Source organism: Eionea flava (genome assembly GCF_055393785.1).
Genome location: NZ_AP036018.1, coordinates 295579 through 314967, shown reverse-complemented (window position 1 = coordinate 314967; position 19389 = coordinate 295579). Strand labels below are relative to the sequence as shown.

The following is a 19389-nucleotide window of genomic DNA, read 5'->3' as shown; positions in this document are numbered from 1 at the left end:
TACATTAAAAATCAGTGTTAAAAATCAGGAAGCCATCAGCTTTATCATTCACTATATTCACTACTACTAATCTTATTGGCTAATAAATGATAAAAAATACATCACATCATTACGGGTGGCCGGCTAAGTTTTTTCACTGGCTAACCGTGCCTATACTCATACTACTATTTTGCTTAGGGCTATGGATGGTAGATTTAGATTATGATGATTATTGGTACGACGCTGCACCTTTCTACCATGAAGGACTAGGAGTGTTTTTTGCCGCTCTTTTAATGATCCGCTTCGGATGGAAACTATATAATCAAGCGCCTACACCTTCAGCTTCTTTATCAAAATTAGAAAAAAATCTCGCTACTATCACTCATTATCTACTCTACCTACTTTGCACTTTATTATGCATTACTGGGTATCTCATGCCTACAGCCGATGGCCGCGCACTCGCAGTTTTCAATTGGTTTTACATACCATCCCTCGGATCATTTCATCCATTGCAAGCAGACATTGCAGGCTTTCTACACTACTGGATCGCATGGCTGACTGTATGCACCGCTTCAATACATGGCCTTGCTGCAATAAAACATCACATCATCGATAAAGATCACACCTTAAAAAAAATGCTTTAAGGAACCTTTGAATAAATCTGAGTGAAATTTTCGGTGAGATAAAATGAGTGTATTTGAGGCGAATATTGAAGGTAATAGCGAGCTATTGGCGAAATATTCAACGAAAAATACGCTTATTTTATCCAGCTAAAAACCACACATGACTTGTTTAGAGGTCCTTTAACTTAACCATCTGGAGAAAAATCATGAAAAAAACATTCATTCAATTACTTACCGCAAGCTCGATTGTGTTATTTAGCCACACCCTTTCTGCCGCTGAATACATCATTGACACCAAAGGGGCACACGCCTCTATTAATTTTAAAATTATGCACGCAGGGTTTTCTTGGCTAACGGGTCGATTTAACACATTTAGCGGTTCATTCAATTACGACAAAGATAATATCGACAACGCATCGATAAAAGTCATTGTCGACACCGCTAGCGTCGACTCTAATCACGCCAAAAGAGACAAGCACTTACGCAGCGATGATTTTTTAAATGTGAGTGCATACCCACAGGCAATATTTGAGAGCAAAAAAGTCACTCCCGCAAGTGATGGAACTCTCAGCATTATGGGAGACCTCACCCTTAACGGTGTCACTCAGAGCATTGTCATTGATGCAACGAAAATTGCAGAAGGAGAGAGAAAAAATAAATACTTAGCAGGATTTTCAGGAACGACCGAGTTAGTGCTAAAAGACTTCAATATTAAAAGAAGCCTAGGGCCAACATCAACATCTGTATTTATGGATTTGCATATTGAAGGTATTCGTCAGTAATACACTGTTGCGCAACCATAATGGAGAATCACTCCATTATGGTTGCGGCATTATTCAAAAACAAGCTAGTCTTTTTGCACAGGAATAGTATTCGCTGTACGCTCGACTCTATTTTCTTCGCTAAGGTACACCAGACGGGGCTTAAAGGTATCCAGCTCTTGATCATCAAATTGACCGTAAGCCGCAATAATAATACGATCTCCAACTTGTACTTTACGAGCCGCCGCACCGTTAAGCGAGATAGTCCCTGAGCCTGCCTCTGCCAAAATCACATAGGTCGTAAAGCGCTCACCATTACTGACATTGTAAATATCAATTTGCTCAAACTCGCGAAAACCCGCCAGCTCAACCAAATCAGAATCGATGGCACACGAGCCGTCGTACCACAATTCAGCCTGCGTCACGCAGGCCATATGTAACTTGCCTTTCAATAATGTTGTTTGCATATTTCTACTACTTACTATTTTCAATGAATATAATGAATGATGCGTTTCTAGCGATAATAACCAAAAATCATTGCGGTTCTGTTAACTTTTAAATCAGAGACTTTTTAAAGACAGATTATCGATAAGCCGTGCAGATTCGGTATACATCGCACCCAATACCGTGATTTCTTCATCATCTTGAGCGGCTGGCATTAGCGTATCGCTACTGCATATTTGTAGATAATCAATACGAAAACCCGCTTCTACAATCTGCGCTTTAGCGGCAATTTCGAGTGCTAAATAATCTTTCTGTCCCTGCTCGATCTGTTGCTTAATCCACAACAAGCTCTGACGCAATTGATTCGCTCGGGGACGCTCATCACGAGTAATAAAATGATTACGTGAGCTCATGGCAAGCCCATCATCTTCACGTACAATATCACCAGCAATAATCTCTACCGGCATACACAAATCTTGTGCCATACGACGAATAACTGCGATTTGCTGATAGTCTTTTAGACCAAATACCGCCGCGTGTGGCTCGACAATATTAAATAGCTTGCTCACCACCGTGGTCACGCCTTCAAAGTGCCCGGGGCGGCTTGCACCACAGAGCATATCGGTCATCGTCGGGACTACGACACGGGTTTGCCCATCCATCCCATTCGGATAAATTTCTTTTTCTTCAGGGAAAAATAAATAATCACACTGCTCGGTGATCAGCTTTTGACAATCATCATCAAAGGTCCGTGGATACTGATCCCAGTCTTCATTAAGACCAAACTGCAAGCGATTCACAAAAATGCTCACGACCACAACATCACACTGAGACTTAGCCGTTTTCACCAGCGCTAAATGCCCTTGATGAAGGTTACCCATCGTAGGCACAAGACCAATGCGCTTACCTGCTTGGCGATCAATGGCTAAGCATTCACGTAGTGACTGAATATGACGAAATACTTGCATACTTTCTACACAGATTGCTAACAAAGGCGGCGATCATACACTGTGAACACCAGTAGCTCAACCTAGGCATACAGCAGATATGCACGAGTGATAAGACACAAAATAAAACACTGAATCACACGAAAAGACAGGCAATCTACACTAACGTGTGATCAATAAATATGCGAAAATAGCGCCGCTCCATCACCCAGTAATACACTGGCTTACCGACCTCATCGCAGACGCATTTATTATGGCAAAAACCGGTTTAGCAAAAGCTCCTCACCTTTTCCAATACCCTAAATATTGGGCAGAATGTTTTGACGCCGCCCCTTATTTACCGATGAGCCGTGCCGAAATGGACGAGCTAGGCTGGGATAGCTGCGACATTATTATCGTCACTGGTGATGCTTACGTTGATCATCCGAGTTTTGGCATGGCAGTGATGGGGCGTTTTTTGGAGTCTCAGGGATTTCGCGTGGGGATTATTGCGCAGCCCGACTGGAAAAGTGCGGATGACTTTACCGCACTAGGCGAACCCAATTTATTTTTTGGTGTAACCGCAGGCAATATGGATTCGATGATTAACAAATACACCGCTGATCTAAAAGTCCGCAACGACGATGCCTACACCGCCGACGGTATTGCCGGTAAACGACCTGATCGTGCGGTCACCGTTTATTCTCAACGCTGTAAAGAAGCCTATAAACATATTCCTGTCGTGATTGGCGGCATCGAAGCTAGCTTACGCCGTATTGCCCAATACGATTACTGGACGAATGAAGTGCGCCGCTCGGTGCTGATTGATTCTACGGCAGACATTCTTCTATATGGCAATGCCGAACGCGCTATCGCAGAAGTCGCTCACCAACTGGCGCATGGTCGCAGTGTTAATGAGTTATTAACCATTCGCGGCACCACCATTGTGCGCAAAACACCGCCCAGCGGCTGGAGCGAAATAGACTCCACACGTATTGATTGGCCGGGACAGATCGACAAAATCCCTAACCCTTACGAATATGACCAATCACCCAGTACTTGTAGCGAAAAAAGTACCGAAGAAAAGCTAGGGATAGCCACGGCAGATACTGAAGCCAGTAAACCAGTGGTAGAGGAAATTATTCCTGAACCGATTAAAATCATCCCGATGCCGCTGCACCGCAAAGTGGCGTTAGATGAAGATAAAACCTATATTCGCCTACCCTCTTTCGAAAAAGTACGCGCAGACTCAGCGCTCTATGCCCATGCATCGCGGGTGTTACACCAAGAGGCCAACCCTCATAATGCACGCCCATTGGTACAAAAGCATGGCGATCGTGAAATCTGGGTCAACCCACCGCCGATCCCTCTAAAAACTGACGAGATGGATGGCGTGTTTGACTTACCCTTTCAGCGTCGAGCGCACCCAAGCTACGGCGAAGCCAATATCCCCGCCTACACCATGATTAGCACATCGGTGAATATTATGCGTGGCTGTTTTGGCGGCTGTACTTTTTGCTCGATTACCGAACACGAAGGGCGCATTATTCAGAGCCGATCCGAAGAATCGGTATTGCGGGAGATCGAAAAAATACGCGACCAAGTGCCTAATTTTACGGGTTCCATTTCTGATCTTGGCGGCCCTACGGCCAATATGTATTTCTTAAATTGTAAGGATGATGTGATTCAAGCCAATTGCCGTCGCTTATCGTGCGTATACCCCGGCATTTGTAAAAACTTAAAAACCGATCACAGCCCCACCACTAACCTTTATCGAAAGGCACGGGCGATACCCGGCATTAAGCGCATCTCGATTGCTTCAGGTTTACGCTACGACCTTGCCATTCAAGACCCAGAATATGTCAAAGAACTAGTCACTCACCACGTCGGTGGTTATTTAAAAATTGCACCGGAGCACACCGAAGACAAAACCCTCTCAATGATGATGAAACCCGGCATGGGCTCATACGACAAGTTCAAAGCCATGTTTGAAAAGTACTCAAAAGAAGCGGGTAAAAAACAGTATTTGATCCCCTACTTTATTGCCGCCCACCCCGGGTGTGAAGATGAAGACATGCTTAATTTAGCATTATGGTTAAAGCGTAATAAATTCCGCGCTGATCAAGTACAAACCTTTTATCCATCGCCCATGGCATTGGCGACAGCCATGTACCATAGCGGCCGTAATCCACTCAAAAAACTGAGCTACAAAAGCAAAAAAATGTTTACCGCACGCAACCTCAAACAACGCCGTTTACATAAAGCCTACCTACGCTACCACGACGAAAAAAACTGGGACGATATTCGTGCATCACTGCAAGATATGAAGCGCAGCGATTTAATTGGTGATGGTGAAAAGTGTTTAGTACCCGCGGCGGGAAAAATGGGGAAACGCAACACCATTCCTTCTAGGAAAGGGCAGTATCAACAAGCGCGTGGGGGACAGTGGGATAATCGAGGAAAGGGGCGTTCAAAAACTAATAAATAAACAAAAATTACAACATACTGCCTTCACAGGTTGAAGGCAGTATGTTCAAAATTTTTTCATTATTAAAATACTATGTTAGCACTTAATGTTGCGACTGCAGCATCATCATCACCTATAGTATATGATTCATATTCCGCTCTAATAAAGAAGCTGTCAGACACCTTAATATCGGCACCTATACCAAATAACGCATCAAAACCGTCATCACTCACCGAAGCGGTTGCACTAGAGGTCGATGATACTTGAGCATCAACATCCCAACGATGTATCCCTGCTTTAAAATAAGGATTAACACTAGCTTCATCAAATAGCTTAAAGACACCGGACACACCAAAACTTGTAGCTTCACTCACTATTGCTGCATCGTTCGCAATGAACGAAAATGAAGAACTGTCAATATCAAATGTATCACCATTATTACCTTTCAGAGATGCTTCACCTAAATCGGCATAGTGCACTTCAACAGCAATTTGCGATGCAACATTAAAACCATAGAAAATTTTAACGGCGCTATCTTTTTCGTCGAGAGTAGCTGAACCTGTTATATTCGATACTCCGGTATCGTACTTAGATGAACCAAAGCCCAAACCAATATAAGAGTCTCCAGCAACAACCATTTGACTTCCAACCAAAACCAAAGCGCCCACTAAGGCAGATACTTTTTTCATTTCTTTCTCCATAAATTAATTAATTCGCCCCATCTTAAGGCTGTCGCATTAAATCACAATCGCTATACAGGCTCAACCGAGTCGCTCAAAAAACACGCAATTCTTCACTCATCTTTTTACTTAGCTTTTCACTTAGTACTCTGGCTGCACATAATCTGGCGCGAGGTTTTCAAACCTTGTGTATTTACCCACAAAAGCTGCGCGGCAGGTGCCAATTTCACCGTTACGTTGTTTACCGATAATCAACTCGGCGATGCCTTTATCGGGGCTATCTTCGTTGTAATAATCGTCGCGATAGATAAATAAGATCACATCGGCATCTTGCTCGATGGCACCGGATTCACGTAAGTCGGAGTTCATGGGGCGCTTATTCGGACGTTGTTCTACACCACGGTTAAGCTGTGAGAGCGCAATCATTGGGCAATTATATTCTTTGGCTAAGCCTTTTAATGAGCGGGAAATTTCAGAAATTTCTTGTGTACGGCCATCGCTATTACCGGCGGTTTGCATTAGCTGCAAATAATCCACCATGATGAGTCCAGGCTCGCCATGTTCACGCACGGTACGACGAATACGTGCACGCATGTCTTGCGGTGTTAGGCCACCCGTATCATCAATAAACAGCGGAGCGGTTTTCATTTTTTGCACGGCGGTAGACAGCTTAGGCCAGTCTTCTTCGGTGAGCTGACCATTACGAATTTTACCCTGATCAATGCGCCCCACAGAGGAAATCATCCGCATAATCAGTGCCTCAGACGGCATTTCCATACTAAAAACTAACACGGGCTTTTCTTGAGTAAATATCGCCGATTCAACAAAGTTAAGCGCCAGCGCCGTTTTACCCATGGATGGACGCGCCGCAAGAATAATTAATTCGCCGTTTTGCCAACCCGCCGTGCGTTGATCAAGATCGACCAAGCCACTACTCAGACCTGTAATATCACTCTTAGAGCGAAACAACTTGTCGATGCGCTCAACCGTACTTTTGAGCAGACCTTCCATTGCCTCTAAGCCACCCTCTTTGGGCCGGCCTTCGGCAATTTCTAACACGCGCTTTTCGGCGAGCTGTAAAAGGTCGTTAGCATCAAGGCCTGAAGAATCATAACCCAAGCGCGAAATATCGTTAGCGACACGGATTAACTGCCGGATCGTGGCATGTTCACGCACAATGCGCGCATAAGCGGCAATATTGGATGCACTTGGCGTATTTTTAGCAATATCCGAAAGATATGGCATACCACCGATGCGCTCTAATTCATCGTTGCGCGCCAACTCTTCTGACAACGTAATAATATCGAAGGGTTGCTCGGCTTCCGCTAAGCGGTTAATCGCATTAAAAATTTGCTGGTGACTATCTTTAAAGAAATCGCCGTCTTGAATGACTTCGGCAACGGCATCATAAAAATTGTTTGCCAGCATTAAACCACCCAGCACCGCCTGTTCGGCTTCTGGCGAATGGGGCAATGGCTGGGAAGACGACGACACTTGCTCGTATTCAGTCGAGGGCATGTCATCAGCAGCAAGCATGTCTTGTGGATACATCATTAGGTGCGGGTCTATTTATTATTGTGGATGACGGCAAAAATCAAAGAGTAAATATCATACCGCAGACGAAAAAAAAGCACTACTAACCGAGGTTAATAGTGCCTTTAGAGAAAACACAATCAAACGCCAACAACACTAAATCATACCGGTTAGGTACTGGCGTTTTCTTGTAATTACTCAGCAATAACAATCAATTTGATCGCTTGCGTTACTTCGCTGTGTACTTGAATATCAATGTCGTATTCACCAACATTGCGCAATGCACCTTCAGGTAAACGCACTTCTGATTTCTCTACCGATACACCTGCCGCTGATAAGGCATCAGCAATGTCGCGTGTACCAATCGAACCAAATAGTTTGCCTTCGTCACCAGCACTAGCCGTGATAGTCACTTCTAGGTCTGCTAGCTGCTCAGCGCGTGCTTCAGCCGCTTTTCTGCTTTCAGCTTCAGCAGCTTCAAGATCCGCACGACGAGTTTCAAACTCAGCCACATTAGCTGATGTTGCCGCTAACGCCTTACCTTGAGGGATTAAATAGTTACGACCAAAGCCCGCTTTAACGGCCACTTTGTCACCAATACCACCTAATTTACCCACTTTTTCGAGTAGAATAACTTCCATCTCGCAATCCTCTTTAATGTAATTTTTATGCAATCACTGCTTTTGCAGTCGATCGCGAAAATTTAACCACGCGTCTAAAAAACCAATACTCATGACAACTGGCATAACAGCGAGCGCCAAAATATAAAACAAGACTAACCAATGCCCGCCTAGCTCTCGCTGGCGCACTACTTGATGCGCAACGGATGCAGCAACTAACAGTAACGGTATCGCTAGCAAATTAGCCCACCACCAATACTGATCATCGTAGTAACTTAGCAACACATTGCCAAGAAAACACACTGCCGAAAAACCAATACCTAGTCTAAGGCCACGAAACTCTTCACCAAATCCACCTGGATTAAAAGCTAACGATTGTAGCCAGCGCCCAATAAGCACGCCAATCAATCCATTGGCTGTCAGTATATAAGCAAGTAATCCCGACATACCCACCGTGGTGGCCAATGTCATTAGCGGCGATACCACAGGTGAGCCCGCTGTCGACGATGACAAATCATCGGTAGGCGTTTGCTCAAGCGCGGACATTTGCTGCCTAAGATTATCTGACATGGTATCTACCACGTCGGGTGCAGCCCACAATGTCATCACGGCTATCACTGTTGCTACTGCCAATGTCGCTATCAATGTAGAAGACAGCGAGATCGTGGTGCGCAAAACACATGCGGGAATGTATACCGCCAGTAATGACAACAATGCCATCCATGATATCAACGAGTTTCCTTCACCATCACTTGCAAACCATAAGGCTGCTAGTGCTGGCGCGGCTCCGATGAGTAAAATACTCAATCCTTCGGTAGCCCCTTTGCGTAGCGTGGTTAACGCAACAGCAGCAGGAGTCAGCAATGGGATTAACGCACCCAGCATTGCAATGGCTCCCGCCTGAAGCCGCCCACGCATCATAAATTCAGCTAGGGCGCGCATCATAATTTATCTATCGTGACCGTCCGTATAAGGGATCAAAGCTAAATAACGCGCACGCTTAATTGCTGTAGACAATTGACGCTGATACTTTGCTTTGGTGCCAGTAATACGGCTAGGAACGATCTTACCTGTTTCTGAGATATAGGCTTTTAGCGTATCAAGATCTTTATAATCGATTTGCTTAGTGCCTTCTGCAGTGAAACGACAAAACTTACGACGACGGAAAAAACGAGACATCTTATGCTTGCTCCCCTGCTGTATCAGAAGCCGGCGCTTCTGATGGTTTTTGTTTCTGTTCTTGAGCTGGCTCAGAACGCTCTTCGCGACGTGTACGACGCTCACGACCTTCTTTTTCCGCTTTCATGATTGGCGATTCTTCAACAACCGCTTCATCAGTACGGATAACCATGTGACGTAACACGGCATCGTTGTAACGGAATGTCGTGGTTAATTCATCTAACACAGTATCGCTACACTCAACATTCATAAGAATGTAGTGTGCTTTGTGAATTTTATTGATTGAGTACGCTAAGTGACGACGACCCCAATCTTCTAAGCGGTGAACACTGCCACCTTCTTCGTTGATTGATGCTGTGTAGCGCTCAACCATACCGGACACTTGCTCACTCTGATCAGGGTGTACAAGAAATATAATTTCGTAATGACGCATATCTTTTCCTTACGGGTGAATGCCTCCTCATTTATTCGCCATTGTTCAACATAGGCAACGAGTGAAGCAAGGAACAAGAGGTTGATACCGTTAAGTATCGCCCCCAAACATAACCCTGTGCTGACTGAAATACCCATCAATTAGTTAGCAACTTGAAAGATACAGAAACACGGGGGCGCGAATTGTAGAGTATTTGCACAAGGGATTCAACGAAAAATATTCGCCGCCGAATAGAGAAATCTGTCATGATTTATTTATATTTGTCATGTACCGTGTAACAACCGAATAACGTATCGCCTTGTGAACTAGGCAATGCATAAATAATCATTACAACTAAAGTACTTCAACTAACATATAGCGACTACACTTAACGCTTCAACAAAGGAGCCGAAGCCATTATGAAACCATTTGTTTTCAACACCACCAAATCGATTATCAACGAGTCGGGCGCACTCAACAGCATCGCTGACATTTGCCGCCAGAACCACATGACCAAGCCACTGATTGTCACCGACCAAGGCATTGTCAACGTCGGCTTAATGGCAAAACTAGAAGATGCCTTAAAAACAGGCGACATGCCTTATAACAGCTATGCAGATGTTATTGCTGATCCACCAGAGTCTGTCGTGTATGCCGCATTAGACGTATTAAAAGCCGGCGGCAATGACGGTGTCATCGGTTTTGGGGGCGGAAGCTCAATGGATACCGCGAAACTCATTGCACTAATGGCTAAATCGGGCGAGAAGCTAAGTGACATTTATGGTGTTGGCAACGCGAAAGGCCAGCGCCTACCGCTTATCCTTATCCCAACGACAGCAGGCACTGGCTCAGAAGTCACAGCAGTGGCGATTGTTACCACCGGCGAAACCACTAAAGCGGGCGTTGTGGCAACACAACTGTACCCCGATGTTGCGTTATTGGATGCAGAGCTCACCGTTGGCCTGCCGCCCCACATCACAGCAGCCACTGGCGTCGATGCGATGGTTCATGCCATCGAAGCCTATACCAGCGCACGTTTAAAAAACCACTATGCGGATATGCTTGCCAAACAAGCTCTAACCTTGCTCAGTGAAAACATTATGACCGCCACACATGACGGCAAAAATATTGAAGCTCGCCAAGCGATGTTGCTAGGCGCCTGCCTTGCTGGACAAGCGTTTGCCAATGCACCGGTTGCTGCCGTACACGCCTTGGCCTACCCATTAGGCGGCCACTATCATATCCCGCACGGTCTAAGTAATTCCCTTGTTTTGCCTTATGTGATGCGATTCAATGCACCAGAAGCACAAGCTCTGTATGCCGAGCTCGCCCCATCGATTATGGGCAGCACGGTAGAAGGCGATGATGCAACAGTGACCGAAGCACTGATCACGCATATCGAAAAACTGATTGTCGACTTGGGCTTACCAAACACACTAAAAGACATGAAAGTACCAGAGGGCGACCTCGCTATGTTAGCTAGTGATGCGATGAAGCAAGAGCGCCTATTGATCAACAACCCTCGTACCGTCAACGAAGCCGATGCGCTAGCCATTTATCAAGCGGCATTTTAAAAAGCCCGACTACCAGAAGCGCCGATCTATCTGGCGCTTTCTTTTTCGCCGTCTTATTACTTCCTACCCGACTATTACCTGCTGTTTAGCCTCTTTTCTTAGAGCACTCCTGAATAAGCCACTCCGTTGAAAGCCGGAATCTAATAAACGATTGTGTTAAACGGATACCGGATCAAGTCCGGTATGACGACTAGAGCTTTATTCCAGACAGTTATGAGTGGGATAAAGCCTGATATGACGAAAGGGCTTAACCAGAAGGAGCTGCACACTGATCTTGCTATACAGCCCCCAACACGACACCTTGATTAACATTTTTATCTATCATCCAATAAATGTTGATTTAGGCGACACTCAAGCCGCATAATAACTTACAGATAAACTATGAAATAGCTGCAGTTTAAGTAACTTGCGGATAAATTGTGCGGCATGAAACATCCAGAGTTTGCAGAACGTTTTACTGAGGCCGTGGCATTATCCGGCGTAGAAAGCACCCAAAAGGCGCTAGGTAAGCTATTGGGTGTCAGTGAAGTGATGATTTGGAGCTATCGCAACGGAGAAAAACTTCCCCGTATGGCAATGGCATTAAAAATGGCCGAAGTATTTGGCGTATCGATTGATTGGCTGTTACAGGGTCGCGGGCAGCCGGTTTATTATGCGATACAAGAAGACAGCCCAGAATATGTCACCAAACCGTTACGACAATCGACGCAGAATATTGTCGATTTTGTAGACTCCCTCTCTGAAGCCGATCGCAAAAAAGCACTACAAGTGCTTGAACTCACATTTACTCCTCAGAATTAAGTCATAAAAGCGGAAAAATTCAGCCTTAGGAATTGCGCTCAACAACACGCTGTCTTAATGCTTCAAACAAGCAAACCCCTGTCGCCACCGACACGTTTAAACTACTCACATCACCCATCATCGGAATACGAATCAGCGAGTCGCAACGCTCTCGCGTTAAACGGCGCAAGCCTTTACCTTCCGCTCCCATCACTACCGCTAAAGGCCCGGTTAGATTCATCTGGTAATGATCCTGCTGCGCTTCACCTGCGGCACCCACTAGCCACACACCCTGCGCTTGAAGCCATTCCAGCGTACGGGACAAGTTGGTTACACGCACCAAAGGCAACACTTCTGCAGCACCACAGGCCACTTTAATAACCGTCGGCGTTAACGAGGCCGAATTATCTTTCGGCACGATCACAAACTGCACGCCCGCGGCCTCGGCCGAACGTAAACACGCACCTAAATTGTGGGGATCGGTCACGCCATCTAATACTAAAATAAACGGAATAATGTCCTGCTCTTGTAACTTTGGCAGCCGACTTTTTAGATAATCCTCATCGTACACCTGCGTATCAGCTATCGTTTCTGCCACAACCCCTTGGTGATTACCTGTGATCATTGCATCCAGCTTTTCGCGCTCGACCGCATTCACTCGCATACGATGTTTTTCTGCTATAGACCTTATAGACTGTAGGCGTTGATCGTTACGCCCTTTGAGCACCCACAACACGCTAATGCGTTGCGGCGAGCCATCAATGAGTGCCTGCACGGCATGCAAACCATAAACAAGGTCAGCACGGTTATTGTTTTTCATAGCATCTATCACATTTATTGCTGAATTCAGGGTTGACTTAGCCATCAACGATTACGGACTTTCTAATTCATAAGTCACCGAAACTGATGCGCGCACAACAATATCCCCTGACTGTATTGGCGGCGGAGTATAGGCTGCATCAGCCATTAATGCGCTACTTCTCGCCATTGTTTTCATTTCCACGCGTTCTTTAGAAGCTGAGGCATTATCTAAACGCAGTGACAAGGTGCGCTTGATGCGATCACCACTGGCGGCAACAAGTACATCGGCATCGGTTCGCGCATTATCCATAGCTTGAGTGATGGCTTGCTGACGATATTGTCGCGCATTAAATAAACTAAAATGCACGGCGTTCACTTGGTTTGCTCCCGCTTCGGTAGCGGCACCGATTAAGTCACCGATGAGATCTAACGCTTGCGTTGTCACCGAAAGGGTATTGGTAACGCGATAAGCAATAATTTTGGCCTGCCAGTTGCTACCGGCTCCCTTAGGACGATTGGACCACACAGGGTTCACCTGAAAGTTTTGTGTTTTATAATCATCATCACTCAAACCCAAGCCAACCAAGGCATTAATCAGTGCGTTCATTTTGCGGGTATTATCTGCTACCGACTGCTTAGCCGTGGCTTTTTGCGTCGTCACCCCCAACGATACCGATACCTGATCGGGCGGCACCATTAGCTGCGCCTCACCTCGCACAAATAACTGCGCCACTTGCGGCTGTGGCGTATCAGCAAAAGCGCTGCTCGCCCAACATAAAGCTATAGCTAATACACTCACTACACTGCGTATTATCATTTTGATCTCCACGATGAATTCCTATTGTCAGCGTTTATTCCGCGCCAAATACACGCTCTAACAACTCTGTCGTACGTTTAACGGGATCTTGGCGAATCGCCGCTTCTTCTTTAGCCAAATAATGAAAAATGCCCTCTAGACCACCATCAACCACATGATTCACCAAATCAGCTTTTACATCTGGAACAAAAGGGATGCTTTTATAGTCGCTCATCGCATCATCGTACATTTTAACCGCACCCACTTCAGATAAGCTATTTTGCACAATAGGCTGCATTTCTTGCGTGAGTGCCGGCGTCATTTTTTCACGGAAATAGTTAGTCGCCGCATTATCGCCACCGTTGTAAATATTACGTACATCATCAAAAGACATGGCTTTGATCGAGTCAACAAACAACGCCTTTGCTTTCGGAGCAGCGTCTTCCGCCGCGCGGTTCAGCTTGACTTCAAGATCATCCATACGATCACCCAAGCCCACTTTACCCATCCACTTTTTAACGGTTTGCAGCTTTTCGGGCAAAGGAATACGAATAGCACTATCTTTATTAAAACCATCGGTTGTCGCCAGTTGGTCAACCACTTTACGGCTACCTATATCTAAAGCTTCTTTAAACGCGGCGCTAATTTCTTCTGTCGACAACTCACCGCCGGCGATTGATTGAGCGCCTGATGTTATTTGCTCTGTCGACACATTATTACCCACCACTTCTTTCACTTTATCGAGCCAACCCGCTGCTGCAGAATGGCTTAGGCTCATCCCCAACACAACGGTCAGTGACAAGCTACCAACAAGATGGACTTTTGTAAGATGTTTTTTTATTACTCGCGTTATCGCCATGATTTTATTCCTACATTACAAGATATTATTTAATTAAGCCCATGCTGCATTGTGCAAAATTCACCGCAAAGACGCATAAAAAAAGACCCATAAAAATAGGGGCTTTATTCAGCAACCCTCGGCAGCAGGGAAGCTGCCGCGGAGCTTACAGGGATATATTCATTGCGTGTTGATGGATAAAGCCCCTATTTTTATGGGGCAGTACTTCAGAATTCACCACGGGTTTAATTAAGCCGGTATTAATCCACAACCACAGGCAGTACTTTACCATGCCATCACAGCGTAGTGTGCATAGGTAATACTTATAAGTTCTTGGAAGAAACACACTCATCTGTGACTAATAATAAACGCTGCTTACCAAGACAGTGATGAAGGGAGATGAAGGTGATAGAATATCCCGATGTCTTTACTGATGCCCGAAAAACCACTCCTTATCTTCCCTTCACTGGCCGCTACTATCGGCCTTGAAGAAGCTGTTTTATTGTCACAGCTAGATGAACTCACTCGCCTCCAGACAGGCACAGAGAGCCGCGGCTACCACTGGCATGAATTGTCCGGCGAACAATTAGCTTCGCACATGCCCTTTTGGGATGATTTAGATATTCAACGAGTCAGCCAACGGTTACGCGATCTCGGTATTATTTTACTCTTATCCGCTCCCTACGGCCAAAGCCAATTATTGAAATTTGCGTTTAATCAACAAGCCATTGCACAGATTCAGCAGACCAACTCAGCCTCTTCACCATCGACCACAAACACGCCTCAGATAAGAGAAAACACATTAACGTCGGTCAACTACGCGACTAATACGGGTACACAACACAATAATGTACACCAAGAAGGCGGGCAAACTGGACAACCGGCTCATCAAAATAACCGCCGTGCATCACAAGGCGCAACCTTGCTCCCACCCAACTGGCAGCCGGATCGCGATACCTTAGCAATGCTATCGCAACTGAATATTCCGACACATTTTATCCGCGAGCAACTACCCTTATTTGTACATTATTGGCGCGAGCGCGGTGAAACTCATCGCACATGGGGCGCTAAATTTGTCACACAATTACAGGTTAAGTGGCAAAAGCATGTCGCCAAAACCAGTAACGCAACACCATTACCTCAGCATTGGCTGCCTAGCGAACAACTACAACAGCAAATTGTCCACGATGGAATCCCCGATACGTTTGTGCAAAAGTCGCTACAGCGCTTTTCATTACATCATCAGCAATCGGGCGCCATACACAGCAACTGGGATATGCCTTTTTTCTCGTGGCTAAAAGAAGACTGGGAGAAACAAGATACACCCTTTATCGACAAAAAACGTAGCACCCCCATGCAGGCTGACTGGAAGCCTGATCAGCATACCTTAACGTACTTAAACACCAGCCAAGGCATCGACATCTCTTTTATCGATGAGTGCACACCAGAGTTTATCCATAAGTGGATAGAGAAAGGGGCGCTACATTCGGAATGGGGAACACTTTTTGCCGAGCACATTATTCAGCAATGGCGCTTTGTGCAAGCTGGTGTTGAGCGGAACAAACACCCAGAGTTAATTAAAGAACATTGGCAACCATCACCAGACTGTATAGAAATGCTCACCGTACATGCGAACATCGAGCCCGATTTTATCCAACAACAAATTGGTGAGTTTATTTTATACTGGCGCAATCGCGCCCAACCCATGCATAGCTGGGATAACATTTTTTTACGCCACGTAAAACATCAGTGGAAAAACCATTATGAAAGACAGCAACCCGCTTCTGGAACAAGTCGCACAAAAGATCGTAAAGTCACAGAACAACTTAGCGACAGAAGCTGGGCATCCTAATTCCAGCGGCGATAACAATCAGGCACACAACAAAGTTTTATCGACGGAAGAAAAAGAACAGCTGATCGATAGTATCAACCAGAGCTTTGAATTATTACGCCTCAACTATCACCACTTATACTTTAGCGCCTACAAAGAATTAGAAGAGCTGAACTTTGCCAAGCGCTTGTGGATGGAAAGTTTATCGCTATTTAGTCCCGATATTATTTTAAGTGCTGTACACAGTGTTATAAAAACGTCTGACTACCTACCGACGATCAGCCAGATTGTTCGCGCTTGCACAGAGCTCAACACTGACATGTCACTACCTAATGTTCACGACGCCTATCGTCAAGCGTGCAATGCACCATCACCAAAAACCAATGCCACATGGTCTCATCCGGCAGTCTATTACGCTGGCAAACAATCAGACTGGTACTTTCTTGCGAACAATACCGAACGCGTCGCTTTTCCAGTCTTCAAAGCGCATTATGAAAAACTTTGTCAACAAGTGATTGACGGTATTGTGTTACCTGACATCACGCCACTTGCACTGCCCAACAAAGAAGCAGAGCCACTCAGCAAAGAAGAAAATATTCAACGCATGGAAAAATTACGCCAAGAAATGGGAATCTAACTGACTCACACCTATCGACTCTAGATAAAGAACCTCTGAATAAATCACTCCGGTAAAAACCGGAACCTAACAAACACCTCTATTATAAGGATGCCAGATCGAGCCCATGACGGAGAGGCTTAATCAGAACGTAACGTTTCACTTACTCTCTTATAGGCCTGTCATGCAACATCTATCGTTATTCACACAACGCCAACTCAACCAATACACGGCTGCACGAGCAGGCGAACAGAAGTTAGGACAAAAGGTAGGGATAGCAAATACCGACAAAGACATAGCGACCGCCACTCAACACGGCTATCGTTTTGCACTTATCGGTATTCCAGAAAGCATTGGACCGGTAGCCAACCACGGACACGCTGGCGCCGAAGAGGGGTGGGATGCATTCCTCACGTATTTTTTAAATCTACAAAGCAATGAGTTTTTATCGGGAGAAGATGTTTTATTGGTGGGTCATATTAATTGCGATGACTTAATGAAACCATCAATGGATGCGCAGCCGCACACGCATCAGCATTACCAGCAATTATGTGGGGTGCTGGATCAACGAGTACACCGCATTCTCTTATCGATTTTTAGCGCAGGGCTCATCCCTATTGTTATTGGCGGTGGCCATAACAATGCCTACCCTATTATCAAGGCATGTGCAGAAGCAAAACAACAAGCGATGGCGGTGACCAATCTTGACCCCCATGCAGACTTTCGGGCGTTAGAGGGGCGACATAGCGGCAACCCATTCCACTATGCCTATGCCGAAGGTCATCTTGAGCGCTACAGCGTACTGGGGCTTCATGAACAAAAAAATTCTACTGATGCGTTAAACGCACTCAAAAAATTGCAATTTCCTTTTTACAGTATTCAACAAATTTTTTGGCGAAAAGAAATCACTTTTGATGAATGCATAACAAAAACACAGCACTACTTAACGAGCGCTTCATCGCCCATTGGTATCGAAGTCGATGTAGACGCCATTACCGAAATGCCGAGCAGCGCTATTACCCGAGCAGGTATTTCACTAGATGACGCGCTCTACTATGTACACCAAATAGCAACATTACCCAAGATACAATATCTTCATTTAGCGGAAGGGGCTCCCGGTCGACACCCTGCTGGCGTACAGGCAGGCAAGCGCGTAACCGGCCAAGCATTAGCAGAATTAAGTTGCGCTTTTATTAAAAGTGCATAGGCAGCATCGGTATATTTTTGGAACCTCTGATTAACCGCTTTTGTCATTCCGGGCTTGACCCCATAACTGTCCGGAATAAATATTCATAGAGCAAGAGCTCCTTGCATGGATTGGTAATACAAGACTTTCTTACGCCTCTTTTTCTCTATTTGCCACTCTGTTTCAACTCTCTGAAACAGAGTCGCTCGCAAGCTCATTAGGCACATCTTCAAGCTCACATCTTGTCGAAAATTGCGCTGATACAATTGCACCAACAAGTACGTAATAATGGCGCTATAAATTTGTATTTTTACCGCATTTTTACTACGACCCAAGAACACTTTTATTTTTAAGTGTTGCTTGATCCATTTAAAAAACAATTCAATTCCCCAACGCTGTTTATACAACTGAGCAATCTCTTTCGCTGACCGCGTCATGTCATTGGTCGCGATAATTAACGGCGTATCTTTATCCGGCCGACTCACTGTAATCTTTCGTAGTGGCGTACCGTGATAATGATTAACCCTAGCGCCTCCCGGACGTTTGTTTTTAAAACACACTATCGCATCTTCTAAAATTATCGCCTCATCTTTGGCTTCGATTGGACGATACGATTCAACCACTAAAGACGCATTACGTTTAAAACGAGAGACGAATACGCTACCTGATTCATGTAAACGATACCACCAGTTATAGTCGGTATAACCCCTATCAAACACATACGTCGCGCCTATTTCCGCTTCCGTTTTTCTACCTACTTCAAGATCACCTATCTTAGGTTCTGTTATTTCAAGGTTGACCGGAGTATTACTCGGAGACGCTATCGTTAAATGCGCTTTTAATCCCTGAATACGATTATCTTTTTCTGCTTCAGCCCACTCATCGTAACCTAAACCCACTAACGGTATCGGTGTGGAATCTAGTAAATACAATAGGTCACTGAGTTCACCTTTCACTTTTTTGTGTCCGCGCTTTAAGAGCAATGCACAGATATCAGCAAACACGTTATTCGAACGATATTTATTCGCATCTGATAATGTCGAACGCTTAATTTTACGACAACCTAAATGGTAATGATGCGTCTCCTGACTATTAAAACCCGCCTCTAATTCTCGTAAGCTTTGGCATCCTGATACCTGCGCATAGATCATTGCGAGCAGTTGATTCCAGCAACGAAATCCTTTGTTGTGCTTATCTGCTTTATGCTTTGAAACCACTTTTTCTACTGCTTGGCGAGGAAGTGCTTTCATTAATTCAGTAAATCGTGTATTTCTATACATATTGCAGCCTCTAGGTTATGAGTCGTGTCAGTGGGTTTTACCCTTTAAACCTAGAGGCTGCAA

At 45.2% G+C, this 19389-nt stretch carries 20 protein-coding genes; 8 read left to right on the top strand and 12 right to left on the bottom strand.

Annotated features, from left to right (window positions below; genetic code table 11):
* The first annotated feature begins 86 nt into the window (after window positions 1-86).
* Together ACZ5O6_RS01410 and ACZ5O6_RS01405 are read left to right on the top strand one after the other, a co-directional pair.
* Entirely contained in the window at window positions 87-623 is a 537-nt protein-coding gene (locus ACZ5O6_RS01410) for a cytochrome b (protein WP_447092909.1), read from the top strand.
* Window positions 624-808: 185 nt separating this feature from the next.
* A complete protein-coding gene (locus tag ACZ5O6_RS01405; RefSeq protein ID WP_447092910.1) occupies window positions 809-1384 on the top strand; it encodes a YceI family protein in 576 nt (191 codons plus the stop codon).
* 65 nt (window positions 1385-1449) lie between these two features.
* Here the strand turns inward: ACZ5O6_RS01405 and panD are convergent, their stop codons facing one another.
* Together panD and panC are read right to left on the bottom strand one after the other, a co-directional pair.
* On the bottom strand, window positions 1450-1830 hold the full coding sequence (gene panD / locus ACZ5O6_RS01400) for an aspartate 1-decarboxylase (RefSeq protein ID WP_447092911.1): 381 nt from the start codon (window positions 1828-1830) through the stop codon (window positions 1450-1452).
* A gap of 93 nt (window positions 1831-1923) precedes the next feature.
* Window positions 1924-2775: a pantoate--beta-alanine ligase gene (panC, locus tag ACZ5O6_RS01395; protein ID WP_447092912.1), complete on the bottom strand. Its 852-nt coding sequence runs from the start codon at window positions 2773-2775 to the stop codon at window positions 1924-1926.
* A 232-nt stretch (window positions 2776-3007) separates the two neighbouring features.
* Between panC and ACZ5O6_RS01390 the strand changes: the two genes are divergently transcribed.
* Window positions 3008-5221: a YgiQ family radical SAM protein gene (locus ACZ5O6_RS01390; protein ID WP_447092913.1), complete on the top strand. Its 2214-nt coding sequence runs from the start codon at window positions 3008-3010 to the stop codon at window positions 5219-5221.
* Window positions 5222-5283: 62 nt separating this feature from the next.
* On the opposite strand, the gene ACZ5O6_RS01385 is transcribed toward ACZ5O6_RS01390, so the two are convergent.
* The 6 genes from ACZ5O6_RS01385 to rpsF form a co-directional block, all read right to left on the bottom strand.
* On the bottom strand, window positions 5284-5889 hold the full coding sequence (locus tag ACZ5O6_RS01385; RefSeq protein ID WP_447092914.1) for an outer membrane beta-barrel protein: 606 nt from the start codon (window positions 5887-5889) through the stop codon (window positions 5284-5286).
* Between the two features lie 132 nt (window positions 5890-6021).
* On the bottom strand, window positions 6022-7398 hold the full coding sequence (gene dnaB / locus ACZ5O6_RS01380; protein WP_447092928.1) for a replicative DNA helicase: 1377 nt from the start codon (window positions 7396-7398) through the stop codon (window positions 6022-6024).
* A gap of 209 nt (window positions 7399-7607) precedes the next feature.
* On the bottom strand, window positions 7608-8054 hold the full coding sequence (rplI, locus tag ACZ5O6_RS01375) for a 50S ribosomal protein L9 (protein WP_447092915.1): 447 nt from the start codon (window positions 8052-8054) through the stop codon (window positions 7608-7610).
* Between the two features lie 33 nt (window positions 8055-8087).
* Complete coding sequence (locus ACZ5O6_RS01370; RefSeq protein ID WP_447092916.1) at window positions 8088-8978, bottom strand: hypothetical protein; 891 nt, start codon at window positions 8976-8978, stop codon at window positions 8088-8090.
* Window positions 8979-8981: 3 nt separating this feature from the next.
* A complete protein-coding gene (gene rpsR / locus ACZ5O6_RS01365) occupies window positions 8982-9212 on the bottom strand; it encodes a 30S ribosomal protein S18 (protein WP_447092917.1) in 231 nt (76 codons plus the stop codon).
* Window position 9213: 1 nt separating this feature from the next.
* A complete protein-coding gene (rpsF, locus tag ACZ5O6_RS01360) occupies window positions 9214-9645 on the bottom strand; it encodes a 30S ribosomal protein S6 (protein WP_447092918.1) in 432 nt (143 codons plus the stop codon).
* Between the two features lie 398 nt (window positions 9646-10043).
* On the opposite strand from rpsF, the gene ACZ5O6_RS01355 reads away from it, so the two are divergent.
* Window positions 10044-11198, top strand: coding sequence for an iron-containing alcohol dehydrogenase (locus ACZ5O6_RS01355; protein ID WP_447092919.1), 1155 nt, complete (start codon window positions 10044-10046; stop codon window positions 11196-11198).
* A 426-nt stretch (window positions 11199-11624) separates the two neighbouring features.
* Window positions 11625-11999, top strand: coding sequence for a helix-turn-helix transcriptional regulator (locus ACZ5O6_RS01350; RefSeq protein ID WP_447092920.1), 375 nt, complete (start codon window positions 11625-11627; stop codon window positions 11997-11999).
* A 25-nt stretch (window positions 12000-12024) separates the two neighbouring features.
* On the opposite strand, the gene rlmB is transcribed toward ACZ5O6_RS01350, so the two are convergent.
* From rlmB to ACZ5O6_RS01335, 3 genes are read right to left on the bottom strand one after another with little or no spacing between them, the layout of a single operon-like run.
* Window positions 12025-12798: a 23S rRNA (guanosine(2251)-2'-O)-methyltransferase RlmB gene (gene rlmB / locus ACZ5O6_RS01345; RefSeq protein WP_447092921.1), complete on the bottom strand. Its 774-nt coding sequence runs from the start codon at window positions 12796-12798 to the stop codon at window positions 12025-12027.
* 51 nt (window positions 12799-12849) lie between these two features.
* Window positions 12850-13596, bottom strand: a complete 747-nt coding sequence (locus ACZ5O6_RS01340) for an SIMPL domain-containing protein (RefSeq protein WP_447092922.1) — start codon at window positions 13594-13596, stop codon at window positions 12850-12852.
* Between the two features lie 34 nt (window positions 13597-13630).
* The gene (locus ACZ5O6_RS01335) at window positions 13631-14434 is read right to left on the bottom strand and encodes a DUF4197 domain-containing protein (protein ID WP_447092923.1); all 804 of its coding nucleotides are present in this window, start codon (window positions 14432-14434) and stop codon (window positions 13631-13633) included.
* Window positions 14435-14834: 400 nt separating this feature from the next.
* Between ACZ5O6_RS01335 and ACZ5O6_RS01330 the strand changes: the two genes are divergently transcribed.
* The 3 genes from ACZ5O6_RS01330 to ACZ5O6_RS01320 all read left to right on the top strand — a co-directional run bounded on the left by ACZ5O6_RS01330 (window position 14835) and on the right by ACZ5O6_RS01320 (window position 18067).
* Window positions 14835-16265 carry a DnaT-like ssDNA-binding domain-containing protein gene (locus ACZ5O6_RS01330; protein ID WP_447092924.1) on the top strand — a complete coding sequence of 477 codons (1431 nt, stop codon included), beginning with the start codon at window positions 14835-14837 and terminating at the stop codon, window positions 16263-16265.
* Window positions 16177-16881, top strand: coding sequence for a hypothetical protein (locus ACZ5O6_RS01325; RefSeq protein ID WP_447092925.1), 705 nt, complete (start codon window positions 16177-16179; stop codon window positions 16879-16881). Before ACZ5O6_RS01330 ends, ACZ5O6_RS01325 begins: the two co-directional genes overlap by 89 nt.
* A 163-nt stretch (window positions 16882-17044) precedes the next feature.
* A complete protein-coding gene (locus ACZ5O6_RS01320; protein WP_447092926.1) occupies window positions 17045-18067 on the top strand; it encodes a formimidoylglutamase in 1023 nt (340 codons plus the stop codon).
* An 83-nt stretch (window positions 18068-18150) separates the two neighbouring features.
* Here ACZ5O6_RS01320 and ACZ5O6_RS01315 read toward each other — a convergent pair whose 3' ends face one another.
* On the bottom strand, window positions 18151-19326 hold the full coding sequence (locus tag ACZ5O6_RS01315) for an IS4 family transposase (RefSeq protein WP_447093035.1): 1176 nt from the start codon (window positions 19324-19326) through the stop codon (window positions 18151-18153).
* Between the last annotated feature and the right edge of the window lie 63 nt (window positions 19327-19389).

Coding starts and splice junctions, on each gene's coding strand:
- ACZ5O6_RS01410 (WP_447092909.1), top strand. CDS start 87: ATGATAAAAAATACATCACATCATTACGGGTGGCCGGCTAAGTTTTTT.
- ACZ5O6_RS01405 (WP_447092910.1), top strand. CDS start 809: ATGAAAAAAACATTCATTCAATTACTTACCGCAAGCTCGATTGTGTTA.
- panD (WP_447092911.1), bottom strand. CDS start 1,830: ATGCAAACAACATTATTGAAAGGCAAGTTACATATGGCCTGCGTGACG.
- panC (WP_447092912.1), bottom strand. CDS start 2,775: ATGCAAGTATTTCGTCATATTCAGTCACTACGTGAATGCTTAGCCATT.
- ACZ5O6_RS01390 (WP_447092913.1), top strand. CDS start 3,008: ATGGCAAAAACCGGTTTAGCAAAAGCTCCTCACCTTTTCCAATACCCT.
- ACZ5O6_RS01385 (WP_447092914.1), bottom strand. CDS start 5,889: ATGAAAAAAGTATCTGCCTTAGTGGGCGCTTTGGTTTTGGTTGGAAGT.
- dnaB (WP_447092928.1), bottom strand. CDS start 7,398: ATGCCCTCGACTGAATACGAGCAAGTGTCGTCGTCTTCCCAGCCATTG.
- rplI (WP_447092915.1), bottom strand. CDS start 8,054: ATGGAAGTTATTCTACTCGAAAAAGTGGGTAAATTAGGTGGTATTGGT.
- ACZ5O6_RS01370 (WP_447092916.1), bottom strand. CDS start 8,978: ATGATGCGCGCCCTAGCTGAATTTATGATGCGTGGGCGGCTTCAGGCG.
- rpsR (WP_447092917.1), bottom strand. CDS start 9,212: ATGTCTCGTTTTTTCCGTCGTCGTAAGTTTTGTCGTTTCACTGCAGAA.
- rpsF (WP_447092918.1), bottom strand. CDS start 9,645: ATGCGTCATTACGAAATTATATTTCTTGTACACCCTGATCAGAGTGAG.
- ACZ5O6_RS01355 (WP_447092919.1), top strand. CDS start 10,044: ATGAAACCATTTGTTTTCAACACCACCAAATCGATTATCAACGAGTCG.
- ACZ5O6_RS01350 (WP_447092920.1), top strand. CDS start 11,625: ATGAAACATCCAGAGTTTGCAGAACGTTTTACTGAGGCCGTGGCATTA.
- rlmB (WP_447092921.1), bottom strand. CDS start 12,798: ATGAAAAACAATAACCGTGCTGACCTTGTTTATGGTTTGCATGCCGTG.
- ACZ5O6_RS01340 (WP_447092922.1), bottom strand. CDS start 13,596: ATGATAATACGCAGTGTAGTGAGTGTATTAGCTATAGCTTTATGTTGG.
- ACZ5O6_RS01335 (WP_447092923.1), bottom strand. CDS start 14,434: ATGGCGATAACGCGAGTAATAAAAAAACATCTTACAAAAGTCCATCTT.
- ACZ5O6_RS01330 (WP_447092924.1), top strand. CDS start 14,835: ATGTCTTTACTGATGCCCGAAAAACCACTCCTTATCTTCCCTTCACTG.
- ACZ5O6_RS01325 (WP_447092925.1), top strand. CDS start 16,177: ATGAAAGACAGCAACCCGCTTCTGGAACAAGTCGCACAAAAGATCGTA.
- ACZ5O6_RS01320 (WP_447092926.1), top strand. CDS start 17,045: ATGCAACATCTATCGTTATTCACACAACGCCAACTCAACCAATACACG.
- ACZ5O6_RS01315 (WP_447093035.1), bottom strand. CDS start 19,326: ATGTATAGAAATACACGATTTACTGAATTAATGAAAGCACTTCCTCGC.